Source organism: Amycolatopsis sp. CA-161197 (assembly GCF_050942255.1).
GTDB lineage: Bacteria > Actinomycetota > Actinomycetes > Mycobacteriales > Pseudonocardiaceae > Amycolatopsis.
Genome location: NZ_CP192059.1, coordinates 7038651 through 7053629 on the forward strand (window position 1 = coordinate 7038651; position 14979 = coordinate 7053629).

The 14979-nt window shown below is 71.9% G+C and carries 13 protein-coding genes and 1 pseudogene; 7 read left to right on the forward strand and 7 right to left on the reverse strand.

Features of this window, described 5'->3' with window-relative positions:
- Window positions 1–115: 115 nt before the first annotated feature.
- On the reverse strand, window positions 116–949 hold the full coding sequence (locus ACQPXB_RS32970; RefSeq protein WP_432845613.1) for a helix-turn-helix transcriptional regulator: 834 nt from the start codon (window positions 947–949) through the stop codon (window positions 116–118).
- Window positions 950–1169: 220 nt separating this feature from the next.
- Between ACQPXB_RS32970 and ACQPXB_RS32975 the strand changes: the two are divergent.
- A pseudogene (locus ACQPXB_RS32975) lies at window positions 1170–1978 on the forward strand (GMC family oxidoreductase); the annotation flags it as partial.
- Window positions 1979–2231: 253 nt separating this feature from the next.
- Window positions 2232–2672 carry a GMC oxidoreductase gene (locus tag ACQPXB_RS32980; RefSeq protein ID WP_432856886.1) on the forward strand — a complete coding sequence of 147 codons (441 nt, stop codon included), beginning with the start codon at window positions 2232–2234 and terminating at the stop codon, window positions 2670–2672.
- Between the two features lie 106 nt (window positions 2673–2778).
- Here ACQPXB_RS32980 and ACQPXB_RS32985 read toward each other — a convergent pair whose 3' ends face one another.
- Genes ACQPXB_RS32985 through ACQPXB_RS33000 form a run of 4 tightly spaced genes read right to left on the reverse strand, consistent with a single transcriptional unit; the run spans window position 2779 to window position 7223 of the window.
- Window positions 2779–4386, reverse strand: a complete 1608-nt coding sequence (locus ACQPXB_RS32985; protein WP_432845614.1) for an AMP-binding protein — start codon at window positions 4384–4386, stop codon at window positions 2779–2781.
- A gap of 22 nt (window positions 4387–4408) precedes the next feature.
- The gene (locus tag ACQPXB_RS32990) at window positions 4409–5200 is read right to left on the reverse strand and encodes a maleate cis-trans isomerase family protein (protein ID WP_386952993.1); all 792 of its coding nucleotides are present in this window, start codon (window positions 5198–5200) and stop codon (window positions 4409–4411) included.
- Window positions 5197–6072 (reverse strand): fumarylacetoacetate hydrolase family protein, encoded by an 876-nt coding sequence (locus tag ACQPXB_RS32995; protein ID WP_432845615.1) that lies wholly within the window; start codon window positions 6070–6072, stop codon window positions 5197–5199. The genes ACQPXB_RS32990 and ACQPXB_RS32995 overlap by 4 nt, the downstream gene beginning before the upstream one ends.
- A gap of 32 nt (window positions 6073–6104) precedes the next feature.
- On the reverse strand, window positions 6105–7223 hold the full coding sequence (locus ACQPXB_RS33000) for a cupin domain-containing protein (protein ID WP_432845616.1): 1119 nt from the start codon (window positions 7221–7223) through the stop codon (window positions 6105–6107).
- Window positions 7224–7313: 90 nt separating this feature from the next.
- On the opposite strand from ACQPXB_RS33000, the gene ACQPXB_RS33005 reads away from it, so the two are divergent.
- The 4 genes from ACQPXB_RS33005 to ACQPXB_RS33020 are packed head-to-tail and all read left to right on the forward strand — an operon-like array spanning window position 7314 to window position 11593.
- Window positions 7314–7745 carry an acyl-CoA thioesterase gene (locus tag ACQPXB_RS33005; protein WP_366584953.1) on the forward strand — a complete coding sequence of 144 codons (432 nt, stop codon included), beginning with the start codon at window positions 7314–7316 and terminating at the stop codon, window positions 7743–7745.
- The gene (locus ACQPXB_RS33010) at window positions 7745–10102 is read left to right on the forward strand and encodes an FAD-dependent monooxygenase (RefSeq protein ID WP_432845617.1); all 2358 of its coding nucleotides are present in this window, start codon (window positions 7745–7747) and stop codon (window positions 10100–10102) included. The genes ACQPXB_RS33005 and ACQPXB_RS33010 overlap by 1 nt, the downstream gene beginning before the upstream one ends.
- A gap of 3 nt (window positions 10103–10105) precedes the next feature.
- Entirely contained in the window at window positions 10106–11125 is a 1020-nt protein-coding gene (locus tag ACQPXB_RS33015; protein WP_432845618.1) for a carbon-nitrogen hydrolase family protein, read from the forward strand.
- 30 nt (window positions 11126–11155) lie between these two features.
- Window positions 11156–11593, forward strand: coding sequence for a hypothetical protein (locus ACQPXB_RS33020; RefSeq protein WP_432845619.1), 438 nt, complete (start codon window positions 11156–11158; stop codon window positions 11591–11593).
- A gap of 6 nt (window positions 11594–11599) precedes the next feature.
- Here ACQPXB_RS33020 and ACQPXB_RS33025 read toward each other — a convergent pair whose 3' ends face one another.
- The gene (locus ACQPXB_RS33025; RefSeq protein ID WP_432845620.1) at window positions 11600–13207 is read right to left on the reverse strand and encodes an MFS transporter; all 1608 of its coding nucleotides are present in this window, start codon (window positions 13205–13207) and stop codon (window positions 11600–11602) included.
- A gap of 343 nt (window positions 13208–13550) precedes the next feature.
- Window positions 13551–14363, reverse strand: a complete 813-nt coding sequence (locus ACQPXB_RS33030) for a MerR family transcriptional regulator (RefSeq protein WP_432845621.1) — start codon at window positions 14361–14363, stop codon at window positions 13551–13553.
- Between the two features lie 111 nt (window positions 14364–14474).
- Here ACQPXB_RS33030 and ACQPXB_RS33035 point away from each other — a divergent pair, with 111 nt between their 5' ends.
- Window positions 14475–14807 carry a nuclear transport factor 2 family protein gene (locus ACQPXB_RS33035; RefSeq protein WP_432845622.1) on the forward strand — a complete coding sequence of 111 codons (333 nt, stop codon included), beginning with the start codon at window positions 14475–14477 and terminating at the stop codon, window positions 14805–14807.
- Window positions 14808–14979 lie beyond the last annotated feature (172 nt).

A 14979-nucleotide genomic window follows, 5' to 3' on the forward strand; every position in this document is an offset into this window, starting at 1 on the left:
CACCTCCCCGATCCGCGGTTAGCGCACTTCCTGTCGACTTACCCGATCGGGTCACGAATGAATCACCGGAGGTGGCCCGGTCACAGCCGACCAGGGTCCACCCTGGACGCGAAGGTCAGCTCACCGGCACGTTTTCCCTGGCCAGGAGCTCGTCGACCGCCTCCGCGGTGCCCGTTCCGGGGCGGGGAACGAAGGTGAAAAGGCTCTGTCCGCCGGCACCTTGGGAGGCCAGGTGCTCGACGTAGAAGTTCAGCTCGCCCGCGACGGGGTGGAACATCCGCTTGGTCGAGCGCGGAGTCGCCTCCACGCGGTGGTCGGCCCAGACGCGGCGGAACAGCGGGCTGGTAGCCGACAGCTCGGCCACCAGCCGCCGGGCGCGCAGGTCCCCGGGGTCGCGGCCGACCGCCAGGCGCAGCATGCCGATCATCTCCTCGACGATGCCCTCCCAGTCGTCGTGCAGGGCGCGGGCGGACTCGTCGCACAGCAGCCACCGCACCACCACGCGGTCGCGTGCGGGCATGCCGGGGAAGTCGGCGAACACCAGGCGCGCGATCCGGTTCGCGGCGAGCACCTCGGTGTGGCGGCCGAGCAGGATCGCGGGCACGCGGCCCAGCTCGTCGAGCAGGCCGCGCATGCCGGGCCCCACGCAGCGCGCGGGGGTGTCCGGCGGACCGGCGCGGCGCGCGGACAGGCGGCGCAGGTGGGAGCGTTCGGCTTCGTCGAGCCCGAACACGCGGGCCAGGGCGTCGAGCACCTCGTGTGACGCCGTGAGCTGGCGGCCCTGCTCCAGGCGCGCGTAGTAATCGGCACTGAGCCCGGCCAGGGCCGCGACCTCCTCGCGGCGCAGCCCGGGCACGCGGCGCCGCGCCGTCGGCGGCAGGCCGACCTGGGCGACGTCGACGCGGGCGCGCCTGGTCCTCAGGAACTCGCCGAGCTCGGAGCCCCGCATCGGCACCCGTCCTTTCGCCTGGTCACAGCCTACGTCGCCCCGGACGCGGGGCCGTCCGGTGCGGACCGGCCGTACCCGCGGAACTGCCCCGACCGGTCGCTCGTGTGACGCCGATCCTAGGAACGGCAAGTCCCGGCTGAGCCCTCTTTCACCCGCGTGGGTCTGGCTTCATGGGGCCGTGGGCACCCGGAGGGGCCCGTCGAGGAGGGACACCCGAGAGATGAAGTACGACTACGTGGTCGTGGGCGGGGGCACGGCCGGTTCGGTCCTCGCCGCGCGGCTGAGCGAAGACGCGGCGACGACCGTCCTGCTGCTGGAGGCCGGCCCGGCGACCGGACCGGACGTGATGGGCGTGCCGCCCGCGTGGCCGGCGCTGCTGGGCAGCCCGGTCGACTGGAACTTCCACACCACCCCGCAGCCGGGCCTGCACGGCGTCGAGCTGCCCTACCCGCGCGGGCGCACGCTCGGCGGGTCGAGCTCGATCAACGCCATGGCGCACCTGCGGGGCCACCGCGCCGGCTACGACGCGTGGGGCGTCGACGGCTGGCGCTACGACGACCTGCTGCCCTACTTCCGCCGCAGCGAGACCGCGCGTCCCGGCAGCGACCCGAAGTACCGCGGCACCGACGGCCCCATGCGGGTCGCGCCGCCGCCCGTGCGGCACCCGCTGGCCCACGCCGCGCTGGCCGCCGTGCGGGAGCGCGGGTTCCCCGAGACGCCCGATCTCAACGGCGCCGAGCCGGAAGGCGCGACCTGGCTGGAGATGAACATCGTCGACGGCGCGCGCCAGTCGGCCGCCGACGCCTACCTGCGCCCGTGCTGAACCGGCCGAACCTGACCGTGGTGACCGGCGCGCTCGTGACCCGGCTCGTGCTCGCCGGCAGCCACTGCACCGGCGTCGAGTACCGCGCCGGCGACGGCACGGCTTCCGCCGAAGCCGAGCGGTCCGTGGTGCTGGCCGCCGGCGCGATCGGCTCGCCGCACCTGCTGATGCTCTCGGGCATCGGCGACCCGGCCGCGCTGGCGCAGGCCGGGGTCACCCCGCGGATCGCGCTGCCGGACGTCGGCCGGAACCTGCAGGACCACCCGCTGACCGGCGTCGTCTACTCGAACGCCCGCGCCCTGCCCGACGGCGCCAACAACCACAGCGACCTCGTCGCCGCCGTGCGCAGCAGCGCCGACCTCGAGGCGCCCGACGTGCAGCTGCTGTTCCTGGACATCCCGTACTTCCGGCCGCCCCTTTCCGGCCCGGCGACCCGGGTTCACCATCGGCTTCAGCTACCTGTACCCGCACTCCCGCGGCTCGGTGACGCTGGCGTCGGCCGATCCGGCCGTCGCGCCCGTCGTGGACCCCGCGCTGCTGAGCGACCCGCGCGACCTCGCCGGCATGCTGGCCGGCCTGCGCCTCGCCCGCCACGTCGGCACCGCCGGTGCGCTGGATCCCTGGCGCGACAAGGAAGTCCTGCCCGGGCCGGCTTCGATGAACCCCGCGGCCGAGGAGGACTTCCTGCGCCAGAGCACGGGCAGCTACTTCCACGCCTGCGGTACCTGCGCGCTGGGCCCGGTGGTGGACCCGGCGCTGAACGTCCACGGCGTCACCGGCCTCCGCATCGCCGACGCTTCGGTCCTCCCCGCCCTCATCGGCGCGAACACCAACGCGACGGTGCTCGCGGTGGCGGAACGGGCGGCGGACCTGCTGCTGGGCCGGGAAGCCGCTCGGTGACGCCCGGCCCTTCGCCCGGTGCCTGCCGGCTTCGGCGATCACCGGGCGAAGGGGCCGGATGGGCAAGGAGCGGACCGTCGCCCACCGGGCGAGCGACGGCTCGGCGTCACCGGTCCCGCGTGGCCACCAGCTCCCTGAGCCGGTAGTGCTGGATCTTCCCGCTCGGGGTTTTCGGCAGCTCCGTGACGAAGTCGATCGCCCGGGGGTACTTGTACGGCGCGATCGCCTGCTTCACGAACGCCTGCAGCGCGGCGGCGTCCTCGGCCGCGCCCGGTCGCAAGTGGACGAACGCGTGGACGATGGTGCCGCGCGCCGGGTCCGGGGCAGCGACCACGGCGGCCTCCAGCACGTCCGGGTGGGACAACAGGGCCTGCTCCACCTCGGGGCCGGCGATGTTGTAGCCGGAGGAGACGATCATGTCGTCGTTGCGGGCCTGGTACCAGAAGTAGCCGTCGGCGTCGCGGAGGTACGTGTCGCCGGTGACGTTCCAGCCGTTGTCGACGTAGTTCTTCTGGCGGCTGTCGGCGAGGTAGCGGCAGCCCGTGGGGCCTTTCACCGCGAGGCGGCCGGGTGTGCCGTCGGGGACGGGCCGGCCGGCGTCGTCGAGGACGGTCGCCTCGAAGCCGGGGACCGCGCGGCCCGTGGAGCCCGGACGGATGTCGTCGTCGGCCGCCGACACGAAGATGTGGAGCATCTCCGTGCCGCCGATGCCGTTGATGATCTTGATGCCGGTCGCGGTGTGGAACTCCTCCCACGTGGCCACGGGCAGGTGTTCGCCCGCGGACACACAGCGGCGGAGTTTCGACAGCGCCGCCGCTTTTCCGGAAGACAGCAGGGCCTTGTACGCGGTGGGCGCGGTGAACAGCACCGTGACGTGGTGACGTTCGACGGCGTCGGCGAGCTCGTCCGGCGACGCTTTTTCCAGCAACAGCGTCGAAGCGCCGAAGCGGAGGGGGAACAGGACCAGGCCCCCGAGGCCGAAGGTGAAGCCGATCGGCGGAGTGCCGGTGAAGACGTCGTCGGCGACGGGCTTGAGGACGTGCCGGGCGAAGGTGTCCGTGGTGGCCAGCACGTCGCGGTGGAAGTGCATGGTGGCCTTGGGTTTGCCGGTGGTGCCGGACGTCGGGGCCAGCAGGGCGACGTCGTCGGCCGCGGTGTCCACGGCGGTGAACGCCTCCCGGACCTCGCCCGCCCGGGCCACCAGGTCGCCGGGACCGTCGGCGCCGTAGGTCAGCACCGGCAACGCGACGTCCGCGAGATCGGCGGCGAAGCGGTGGTCGGTGACGATCAGGCGCGGCCGCGTCAGCTCCACGAGGTCGTCGATCTCGCGGGCCCGCAGCAGCGGCATCGTCGTGACGGGCACCGCGCCCGCCTTGAGCACCGCGAACCACGCGGCCACCAGCCACGGGTTGTTCGGCCCGCGCAGCAGCACCCGATTTCCGGGCACCACCCCGAAGTCCCGCACGAGGACGTGGGCGACCTGGTCGCTGCGCCGGTCGAGGTCGGCGTAGCTCCAGGCCTGGGTGTCGGTGAGCAGGCACGGCCGGTCGGGGCCGAAGCGGTCGATGCTCCCGCGCAGCAGCTCGACGGCGCAGTTGAGCCTCGGCGGGTAGGCGAGCTCCGGCAGCGTGAACCGGAACTCGGGCCGGTCCGCCGGCGCGGGGAGGTTGTCGCGGCAGAACGAGTCGATGTGGGCCGATGGGGTGAGCTCCATCTGCGGCCTTCCTGGGAGTCCGTCAGCCGACGGCGGGCGGGACGGGATAAGGGGATTCGGCGTAGCGGCCGGACAGCAACGCGCCGGCGCCGGGCGCGACGGCGGGCAGGCCGAGCGCGCGCATCATCTGGTGGGCGGTGGCGATCGACGCCGAGAGCACGGGTTTGCCGAGTTCGTTCTCGACGATGTCGATCGACGCGAGTGAAGGCATCTGCACGCACGCGGACAGCACCACCGCGTCGGCTCCACTGTGGTCGAGGTCGCGCGCCAGAGGCACGAGCTTGCGCGGGTCGTGGGCGGCCACCTCGAGGTTGTCGGGGATCTCCAGCGCCACGTAGTCGGTCACGGCCACGCCCTCGTCGCGGATGTAGTCCACGACCGTCTCGGTCAACGGCTTGAGGTACGGGCAGATCACGGCGATCGACTTCGCCCCCAGCACGTCCAGCGCGTTCACCAGGGCCCCCGCGCTCGTGACGACCGGGGCCGGCGCGTCGTTCTCCTCGGTGATCCGGGCGAGCGCCGACTCCGAAGTGCGGTGGTAACCGGGACCGAGGCTCATGATGGCGACGAGACACGCGTACCCGAGCACGTCGACGTGGGCGTCCGAAAGCTCGGCCGCGCACCGCCCGGAGTCGGCGTCCATCGCCGCGAGCTCCTCCTTGCGCACGTGTTTCATCCGCATCCGGCTGGAGTGGAACGTGAACCGCTCCGGCGCGACGGTCTCGCGCGCCCGGAAGATCGCCGGGATCTCGGTCTCCATCGTGACGTTGGAGCTCGGCACGATCTGGCCGATGCGGTAGGTCCGGCCGGTCATCGGGCGTCCACCACGGGGTTGCGCAGCGTGCCGATGTCCTGAATGGACGCTTCCACCACGTCGCCGGGCGTGAGGAACTGCTGCGGGGTGAAGCTGGCGCCCACCCCCGCCGGGGACCCGGTCGCGATCACGTCACCCGGCTCCAGCGTCATGCCGGAACTGATGTCGGCGATCAGCTCGGCGATGCGGAACAGCATGTACTTCGTGCTCGACTTCTGTTTCACGTCACCGTTCACGCGCAGCGACAGCTCCAGCGCGTACGGGTCGGCCACGTCGTCCGCGGTCCGGATCGCCGGGCCGAACGGCGCGTAGGAGTCCTGGCCCTTGGAGAAGAACCACTGGCCCGACCGCCGCTGGTCGCGCGCGCTGATGTCGTTGACGATGCTGTAGCCGAAGACGTGGTCCATCGCGTTTTCTTTCGAGACGCGCTTCGCCGTTTTCCCGATCACCACGGCGAGCTCGCACTCCCAGTCCAGCTGCGCGGTGAGGTCACCGTCGTGCCGGATCGGCTCCCCCGGCCCGACGACGGCGGTGGCCGGCTTGCTGAACAGCACCGGGCGCTGCGGCAGCTCCTTGTCGGTGTCGAGCGTGCGCGCGGACTCGGCGACGTGCTCGGTGTAGTTGAGCCCGACGCCCACGATCTTGCCCGGCCGCAGGGGCGCGCGCAGGGTCACCGTCTCCAGTGGACTCCGCACGGGCGAGTCCACGAGGGACTCCAGCGCCGCCGTGCCGGCGTGGATCGCGTCGAGCATCGACGCCGGGGCGGCGGTTCCGCGGTGGGTCGCCGCGGCCCGGACGTCGATGACGTCGGCGCCGTCCTGGATCCCGAGCCGGTCCTGGCCGTCGGAACCGGCGAACGTGACGAGCAGCATGAAAGGAACTCCGTTCGAAGTGGACAGGGAAGTCAGGCGACGAGCTGGTGGCCGTCGTTGTCCGAATAGGCCTCTTCGCGGAAGAAGCCGAGCGAACGCATCACCGGGAAGTCGTTGAACGAGAACAGGCACGCGTCGTCGGAGCGGCTGGCGTTGGCGTGTTCGTGCCACGCCCACGACGGGACGCAGAAGATGTCGCCCTCGGACCAGTCGATGCGCTTGCCCGCGACGATCGAGGTGCCGCTGCCCTTGGCCGCGGTGTAGATCTTCGACCCGACCTGGCGGTGGGCCAGCGTGGACTCGCCGGCGCGCAGCAGCTGCATGTGCGCGCTCATCGTCGGCATCACCGAACCGCCGGTGAGCGGGTTGCTGTACTCCATGATGATGCCGTCGTAGGGCGAACCGTCGCTCGCCTTCGCCGCGTTGAGGAGCGCTTCGTAGGTCGGTTCCCACGGGTAGGCCAGCAGCGGCGAGTGGTTCTTGTGCCAGGTGTCGCCGAACGGGCGCAGCTGTCCGGCGCCGTAGGTGAGCAGTGAGGAGTTCACGACCCCGTCCTGCTTCTGGTAGATGTCCGGGTGCACCTCGTAGAACGGCGCGTCGAGCGCGTTGACCAGCGGGATGTCGAGCCCGTCCTGCCAGATGACCGGACCGTCGACGCCTTCGAGGCCCTCGTTGCCGTGCTCGTGCCAGGTCCAGTTCGGCGTGATGGCGAAGTCGCGCGGGCCGACCTTGAGTTTCTGCCCGTCGACGATCGTCCACGCGCCGCTGCCCTCCAGCACGAAGCGCAGCGCGGCGGCCTGGTGCCGGTGCGCGGTCATCGACTCGCCGGGACCCATCACCTGCAGGCCGGTGTACAGCAGGCCGACGGTGGCGGCGATGTCGCGCCGCAGCGGGTTGTAGAGCGCCACCACGCGGCGGCCGGCGTCGTCGCCACTGACGAGGTTGAGCGCTTCGAGCACCAGCGGGCGCAGCTGCTCGTAGCTCCACTTGATCGGTACGGACTGCGGCTGCGGGTACCACGGCTCGATCTTGTTCGCGATCGTCCACAGTGCACCGGCGTCGAGCTGCTCCAGCTTCTCGTAGTACGCCCGCAGATCTTCGTTGTCCGTCACCCGTGCGCGGCCCAGCTGGTCATCGCTGTGTGTGGTCATCGCGCCTTCCCGTCCATATGTCGTTTTCTTGACGACAGTCATAGTTCAGCTATACCGTTCGTGATGTCAAGGGCGCCAGGAGGAAAACTCATGCCGACATCCCCTTCCGCGGGTTCTCCCCCGCTCGCCGGTCTCGAGACCACGATCGAGCGACGGGTCGAATGGCACGACACCGATGCGTCGGGCCACCAGCACAACTCCGTGGTCCTGCGCTGGGCCGAAGAGGCCGAAGCAGACCTGTTGCGGGGCAAGGACCTCGCGTGGCTGTTCGGCCGCACACCACGCGTGCGCCACGAGGTGAACTACCGCGGCCGGCTGTGGTTCGGCGACCCGGTGCGCGTCACGTTCCGCGTCGCGCAGCTCGGGCGCACGTCGCTCACGTTCGCCTTCGAGGTCCACGGCCCGAACGGCGTCGCGGCCGACGGATCCGTCGTCGTCGTCCACGCCGAACCCGACGCACCGGCGGCCACGCCGTGGCCCGAAGCGGTGCGGACCGCGCTCACGAAGGAGGTGCCGGCGTGATGCGGATCGCCATCGTGGGCGGCGGGCCCGGCGGGCTCTACTTCGCCGCGCTCGCCAAGCAGCTCGACCCGAGCCGCGAGGTCACCGTCTGGGAACGCAACGCCGCCGACGACACGTTCGGCTTCGGCGTCGTCTTCTCCGACGAGACGCTCGAAGGCATCACCAACGCCGACCCCGCCGTGTTCTCCTCGATGGAGCGGGAGTTCGCCCGGTGGAGCGACATCGACGTGCGCTACCGCGGCACCACGCAGACTTCGAGCGGCCACGGCTTCGCCGCCATCGCGCGCAAACGCTTGCTGGAGATCCTCCAGCGCCGCTGCCACGACCTCGGCGTCGACGTCCGGTTCCGCACCGAGGCGCCCGACGTCGAGCGGCTCGCGGCCGAGTACGACCTCGTGATCGCGGCCGACGGCGTGAACTCCGCCATCCGCACACGCTTCGAGCAGGTGTTCCGCCCCTCGCTCGACGTGCGCCGGTGTCACTACATGTGGCTGGCCACCGATCGCGTGCTGGAGGCGTTCACGTTCCTGGTCGAGGAGACCGAGTTCGGCCCGGTCCAGGTGCACGCGTACCCGTTCAGCACGGACCGCAGCACGTTCATCGTGGAGATGAACGACGACACCTGGCGCCGCGCCGGGTTTACCGAAGCCACCTTCGGCCCGGGCGTCAGCGACACGGCGAGCGTCGAACGCTGCCGCGAGCTGCTGCGCGGCTTCCTCGGCGACGCGGAACTGCTCACGAACAACTCGAAGTGGCTGCGCTTCACCACCGTGCGCAACAAAACGTGGCGCCACGGCAACGTCGTGCTGCTCGGCGACGCCGCCCACACCGCGCACTTCTCCATCGGCTCGGGCACCAAGCTGGCCATGGAGGACGCGCTGGCGCTCGCCGCCGCGCTGGAGACCGGCGATCTCGCCGCGGCGCTGGAGCACTACGAGACCGAACGCCGGCCCGTCGTCGAGTCCACGCAGCGCGCGGCGCAGGCGAGCCTGGAGTGGTTCGAGACGGTCGGCCACGTGGTGGGCCAGGAGCCGCCGCAGTTCGCGTTCAACCTGCTCACGCGCAGCCGCCGCGTCACCTACGACAACCTGCGCCTGCGCGATGCCGCCTACATCCGCTCGGTCGACCGCTGGTTCAGCACCCACACCCCGGGCGGCCGCGACGACGGCACGCCGCCGCTGTTCCAGCCGCTGGTCCTGGCGGGCCGGCACCTGCGCAACCGCATCGTCGCCGCGCCGATCGCGACGTACAGCGCGATCGACGGCGTTCCCGGCGAGGCGGAGCTGCTGCACCTTTCGGGCAAAGCCCTGGGCGGCGCCGGGCTGGTGCTCGCCGGGATGACGGCCGTGACCGCGCACGGGCGCGTGACCCCCGCGTGCCCCGGCCTGTACACCGACGAGCAGGCCACGGCGTGGCGCCGCATCACCAGCGCGGTGCACGCACACAGCGGCGCGCTGATCGGCGTGCAGCTCAGCCACTCCGGGCGCAAGGGCTCCACGACGGTGCCCGACGCGGCTGCGCTGGGCCCGGCGCTGCCCGCCAACGGCTGGCGGACCGTCGCGCCCTCGGCGCTGGCGTACGGCGACCTCCCCGTGCCGCACGAGCTCGCCGAAACCGAGCTCCCGGCGTTGATCGAGGACTTCGCCGCGGCCGCCCGCCGGGCCGACGAAGCGGGCTTCGACGTCCTCGAACTGCAGGCCGGGCACGGGTTCCTGCTCTCGACGTTCCTGTCACCGCTCACGAACCGCCGCACCGACGGCTACGGCGGAAGCCTGGAGAACCGGCTGCGCTTCCCGCTCGCCGTCGTCTCCGCGGTGCGCGCCGTCTGGCCGCACTACAAACCGCTGCTCGTGCGGCTCTCGGCCGTCGACTGGGCCGAGGGCGGCACGACGATCGAGGACAGCGTGCGCATCGCCGCGGCGCTGGCCGAACACGGGGTGGACGCGATCGACGTGTCCAGCGGCGAGGTCGTCGCGCACGAACAGCCGGAGTACGGCCGCAGCTACCAGACGCCGTTCGCCGAACGCATCCGCGCCGACGTCGGCGTGCCGACCATCGCCGTCGGCGGCATCTCCACCTGCGACGACGCGAACTCGATCGTGCTCGCCGGCCGCGCGGACCTCGTCGGCGTCGGCCGGGCGCAGCTGCACGACCCGTCGTGGGCACTGCACGCGGCCGCCGAGCTCGGCTACTCCGGGCCGGGCGCGTACTGGCCGCCCATCCAGGCCGGCGGCGAGGCCAAACCACCCAGCGGCGGCCGCGCCCGCCCGTTGCTCACCCTGCGCACGGGCGAACCCTCGCCGGCCCGTTCGCGCTGGACCCCCGTACCCGCAGGAACCCCGAACAGGAGCGTCTGAGCCGTGGAAGACTTCCCCCGTTTCACTGCCGCCGCCGTGCAGGCCGCGCCCGTGTACCTCGACACCGCCGCGACGGTCGCCAAGGCCGTCTCGCTCATCACCGAGGCCGCTTCGCACGGCGCGTCGCTCATCGCGTTCCCCGAGGTCTTCGTGCCCGGCTACCCGTATTGGAACTGGACGATGAACCCGGTGCAGGGCTCGCCGTGGTACGAGCGCCTCTACCGCTGTGCCATCGACATCCCCGGCCCGCACCTCGACGCCCTGCGCGCGGCCGCCGCGGCCACGAAGACCACGGTGGTCATCGGCGTCAACGAGCGCAGCCGCCACAGCCTCGGGCTGATCTACAACAGCGTCGTCACCATCGGCCCCGACGGCTCGGTCCTCAACGTCCACCGCAAGCTCGTGCCGACGTGGGCCGAGAAGCTCACGTGGGGCGGCGGCGACGGCAGCACCGTGCGCGTGCTCGACTCCGCCGTCGGCCCGCTCGGCGCGCTGGCGTGCGGCGAGAACACCAACACGCTCGCGCGGTTCTCCCTGCTGGCGCAAGGGGAACTGGTCCACGTCGCCAGCTACATCTCCCTGCCCGTCGCGCCCGCCGACTACGACATGGCCCAGGCCATCGCCGTCCGCAGCGCCGCCCACGCCTTCGAGGGCAAGCTGTTCTCCGTGGTCGCCTGCTCCACCATCACCGACGAGATGATCGAGATCGCCGCCGGCGACGACCCGGGCATCACCGAGCTCATGCGCCGCCCGAACAGCGCCCTCTCGGGCATCTTCGGCCCCGACGGCAACCCCGTCGTCGAGCCCCTCATCGACGCCGAAGGCATCGTCTACGCCGAGATCGACCTCGCCCGCTGCATCCAGCCCAAGCAGATGCACGACATCGTCGGCGCCTACAACCGCTTCGACGTCTTCCAGCTCCACCACGACACCACACCACGCCGGCCGGTCGTGTTCGGCGACGGCTTCGGCTCGGCGGGCCCGGTCATCGGCCCCTGGGACCCGGACGAGAGCGCGGCCTAAGCCACCTGGTGAGCCCGCTAGCCTCTGGGCATGCTGTACGACTACTTCGTGGCCGTTGACGACGCCACGGCGGCGCGATTGTTCGTGGACGGCGACACGGCCAAGCGCGCGGGTTACCCGGAGCTCGTCGTCAAGGGTGCGGATCCGGTCTTCGACCTCCTGCCGATCGAGGCGGCCCTGACCGGCCGCACGATCGCCGAGGTCGAGGCGGATCCGCACCACTGCCCGGAGATCAAGCAGGAGGGTGACGAAGAGCCCGAGGTCTTCGTCGTGTCCCTGGCCGACGCCTTCCGCGACTCGCTGGCCACCGCCGGCGACGAGGCACTGCACGACGCGGCCGTCGCCTTCGTCGCCCGGAACGAAGGCGGCGAGGTCGAGCCCATCGTCGCGTTCCTGAAGGAACTCGCCGTCCTGGCCCGGGGCGCGGCGGCCGAGGAACACCGGCTCTACTGCAACATCGTGATCTAGCCGGGGTCAGTTCGCCAGCAGGTGCCGGGTCTGTGGGGGTTCCACCGAAAACCCCGCCACTTCCCGGTACAGCCCGGCGTCCTCACCGGTGATGCGTTCGTGGTGCTGGCGCAGGTGCTCGGCCCAGGTCGCGACCTCGAACACCTCGACGTAGCGGTCGGGCACGCTCAGGTCGCGGTAGGCGCTCCACCGGCGGGCGCCCGTGCGCTGGCGTGAGACGCCCACGCGGGTGAGCAGGGCCAGGAACTCGGCCGAGCTCTCGGCCGGGACGTGGTAGGCGACCTCGACCAGCACCGGTCCCGCCGCGGGGTCGACGGTTTCCTCCTCGCCGGTGAGCACGGCGATCTCCGGTTCCGGCCAGGGCGTGACGATCGTGCGGTCCAGCTCGCCCGTCCGCGCGTGGATGGGGAGCACGAACAGCGACGCCGCGCCCAGCACCAGCAGCACACCGGAGACGGCGAGCGTCGTCGCGGCGCCCAGGCCGGCGGCGACCAGGCCCCAGATCAGCGCGCCGACGCCCTGGCCGCCCAGGAAGATCATCAGGTACACCGCCAGGGCCCGCGCGCGGACCCAGGCGGGCAGGGCGAGCTGCAGCGTGGTGTTCAAAGTGGACAGACCGGCCAGCCAGCCGGCGCCGCCCAGCACGAGCAGGACCGCGACCACCACCGCGTTCGGCAGCAGCGCCGCGGCGAACACCCCGACCGCGTACGCGATGGTGGCGGCGCCCAGCAGCGTGTTGCGGCCGAACCGCGCGCGCATCGGCCGCATCAGCACGGCGCCGCCCACCGCGCCGAGGCCGAGGGCGCCGAGCAGCACGCCGTAGCCGCCGGAACCGAGACCGAGCCGGTCCGCGGCCACGACCGGCAGCAGCCCCCACAACGCCGACGCGGGCAGCACGAACACCGAAGCACGCACCAGGATCCGGCGGACACCGGGCGCGTACCGCACATACCGGATTCCCGCTCGCAAGGCAGGCACCAGCGGCTCCGCCGGGCCGGCCGACTCGGTGGCCGTGCGCCGCCACATCAGCACCGCGACCAGGATCAGCAGGTCCGACACCGCGTTGATGCCGAACACCACCGCCGGGCCGGTCAGCGCCAGCACGAACCCGGCCAGCGCGGGCCCGATCGCGCGGGCGATGTTGACGTTGAGGCTGCCCAGCGCGGCGGCCGACGGCAGCTCCTCGCGCGGCACCAGCTCGGGCTGGATCGCCTGCCAGGCCGGGCTCATCAGCGCCTGGCACACGCCGAGCAGCAGCGTGATCGTGATCAGCGTCGCCGGAGTCACGAGGTCCTGGCTGCTCAGCACCGCCAGGATGCCCGTGATCACGACCATCACCGCCGTGAGCACCGCGATGATCCGCCGCCGGTCGAGCACGTCGGCCAGCACACCCGCGGGCAACGACACGAACAGCACGGGGAGCAGGCTCGCGGCTTGCACGATCGACGTCAGCGTGGCCGCGTTGGGCTGGTGCACGACCGTCCACTGCGCACCGACCGACTGCATCCAGCTGCCGACGTTCGAGCCCAGCTGCGCGAACCACAGCGCGCGGAACACGTGCCGGCGCAGAGGCGCCCAGGTGGACGACGCGGGGGCGGACGGTACGGCCGACAACGGCGACTCCTCGGGCCGGGCGCGCGGAGGAGTCCGCGTGCGAGCCGCCGTATCGTACGTCGGCCGGACGCCGGGCGGAGACCGCCGCATCCCGCGCTCGGCGGCCACCAGCGCACGGTCGGCGCGGCCGCTTCGTCGAAGCGGCGGACGAGGTCGGCGTGGCCGACTCGGTGGAGCAGATCGGTGTTCATGCCCTCGGTGACCGTCAGCTCGGTCTCCGCGGGGTCGTCGATGTCCCGGTCGGCCGGTCCGGCAGCACGTCGGGCGGCAGCTCGTCGAACGCGCCGCACACCTGCTCGCGTCCCCGAAACGGCCCTCCACCCGGCGCAGGGCGCGCGCGGTCTCAGGCCGGCGAGACCCGGAACACGGGCCAGCCGATCTCCGTGCGCCACGTCCGCGGGTCCGGGTCGTCACGCGGGCCGCACAGGTAGGTCTCGTGCACGGGACCGGCCACCGCGAGCGCGTGGGCCACCACCCAGTCGCCGAGCCGGCCGTAGGTGACGTCGATGTCGTCGTGGTCGCCGGCGTGCACCGTCACGGCGAGGTCCGTGGCCGCCAGGGTCCGCGGCGCGACGCGACCGACCGTGGGCGCGTCGGGCACCGGCCGGTAGACCAGGGCCGTGCCGCGGCCGGCGGTGAACAGCTCGTTGTCGTACAGCCCGCCCGCAGGTGTGAAGCCCTCGCGCCCGGCGACGGCGGCGTCCAGTTCGGACATCGCCGCGTCGTACCACTCCAGCACGTCGTCGAGGTCCACAGTGGCCTCGATCGCCGCGACCGTCCGCGCGGGCACCGAGCGCAGCTCGACCGCCAGCTCCTCGACGTCGGGCTTGAGCAGCTGCCGCAACGACGTGACCGCGGCGCGGGTGCGGTCCAGCCGGTCCTCCAGCCGCTGCAGGTGCCCGGCGATGAGGTCGGCGCGCGTTCGCGGATCGCTCGTGGCCAGGATGTGTTTCACCTCGGCCAGCGGCACGTCGAGCTCGCGCAGCCGGTGGATCACCTGCGCGTTGGGGATCTGCTCGCGGGCGTAGTAGCGGTAGCCCGTGGCGTCGTCGACCGACGCGGGCGCCAGCAGCCCCGCCTCGTGGTACCGGCGCAGCGTGCGCACGCTCAAGCGCGTGAGCTGGGCGAACTCCCCGATCGTCAGGCCTGGCCGCATCCCGCCACTGTGCATCCTCTCCCGGGGAGAGGGTCAACCCGGGTTTGACTCTCTCCCCGGGAGAGGGCCGACGGTGGTGGGGTCATCCCGATTCGACCCCAGGAGAGCCCCATGACCACCGCACTGCCGCAGGCCGTCACCGACTATCTCGCCGCGCACGAAACCCGCGACGCCGACCGCGCGCTGCCGCACTTCACGCCCGAGGCCACCGTCGCCGACGACGGCCACACCTACCACGGCGCACCCGAAATCCGCGGCTGGCTCGAGGGCGCCGCGAGCGAGTACACCTACACCAGCACGCTGATCGCCGGCGAGCAGATCGACGAGAACCACGTCGTCGCCACGCACCACCTCGAAGGAAACTTCCCCGGCGGTGCGGTCGATCTGCACTTCCGCTTCACGCTCGACCACGGCCTGATCTCGCGGCTGGTGATCGAACCCTGAACCCGGTGCCGGAAAAACCCCGCGACACCACCGGATCCGCGCGGCTACAGTAATCGTCAAGGTTCGAGTGTGCCCGGTGCGCAGGCAACGGTTACTTCTCTGGTGCTCGCAGGTTCGATTCCTGTACACCGTCGCCGATCTTTCTCGGGCGCACCGAACCGGACCGGAACTC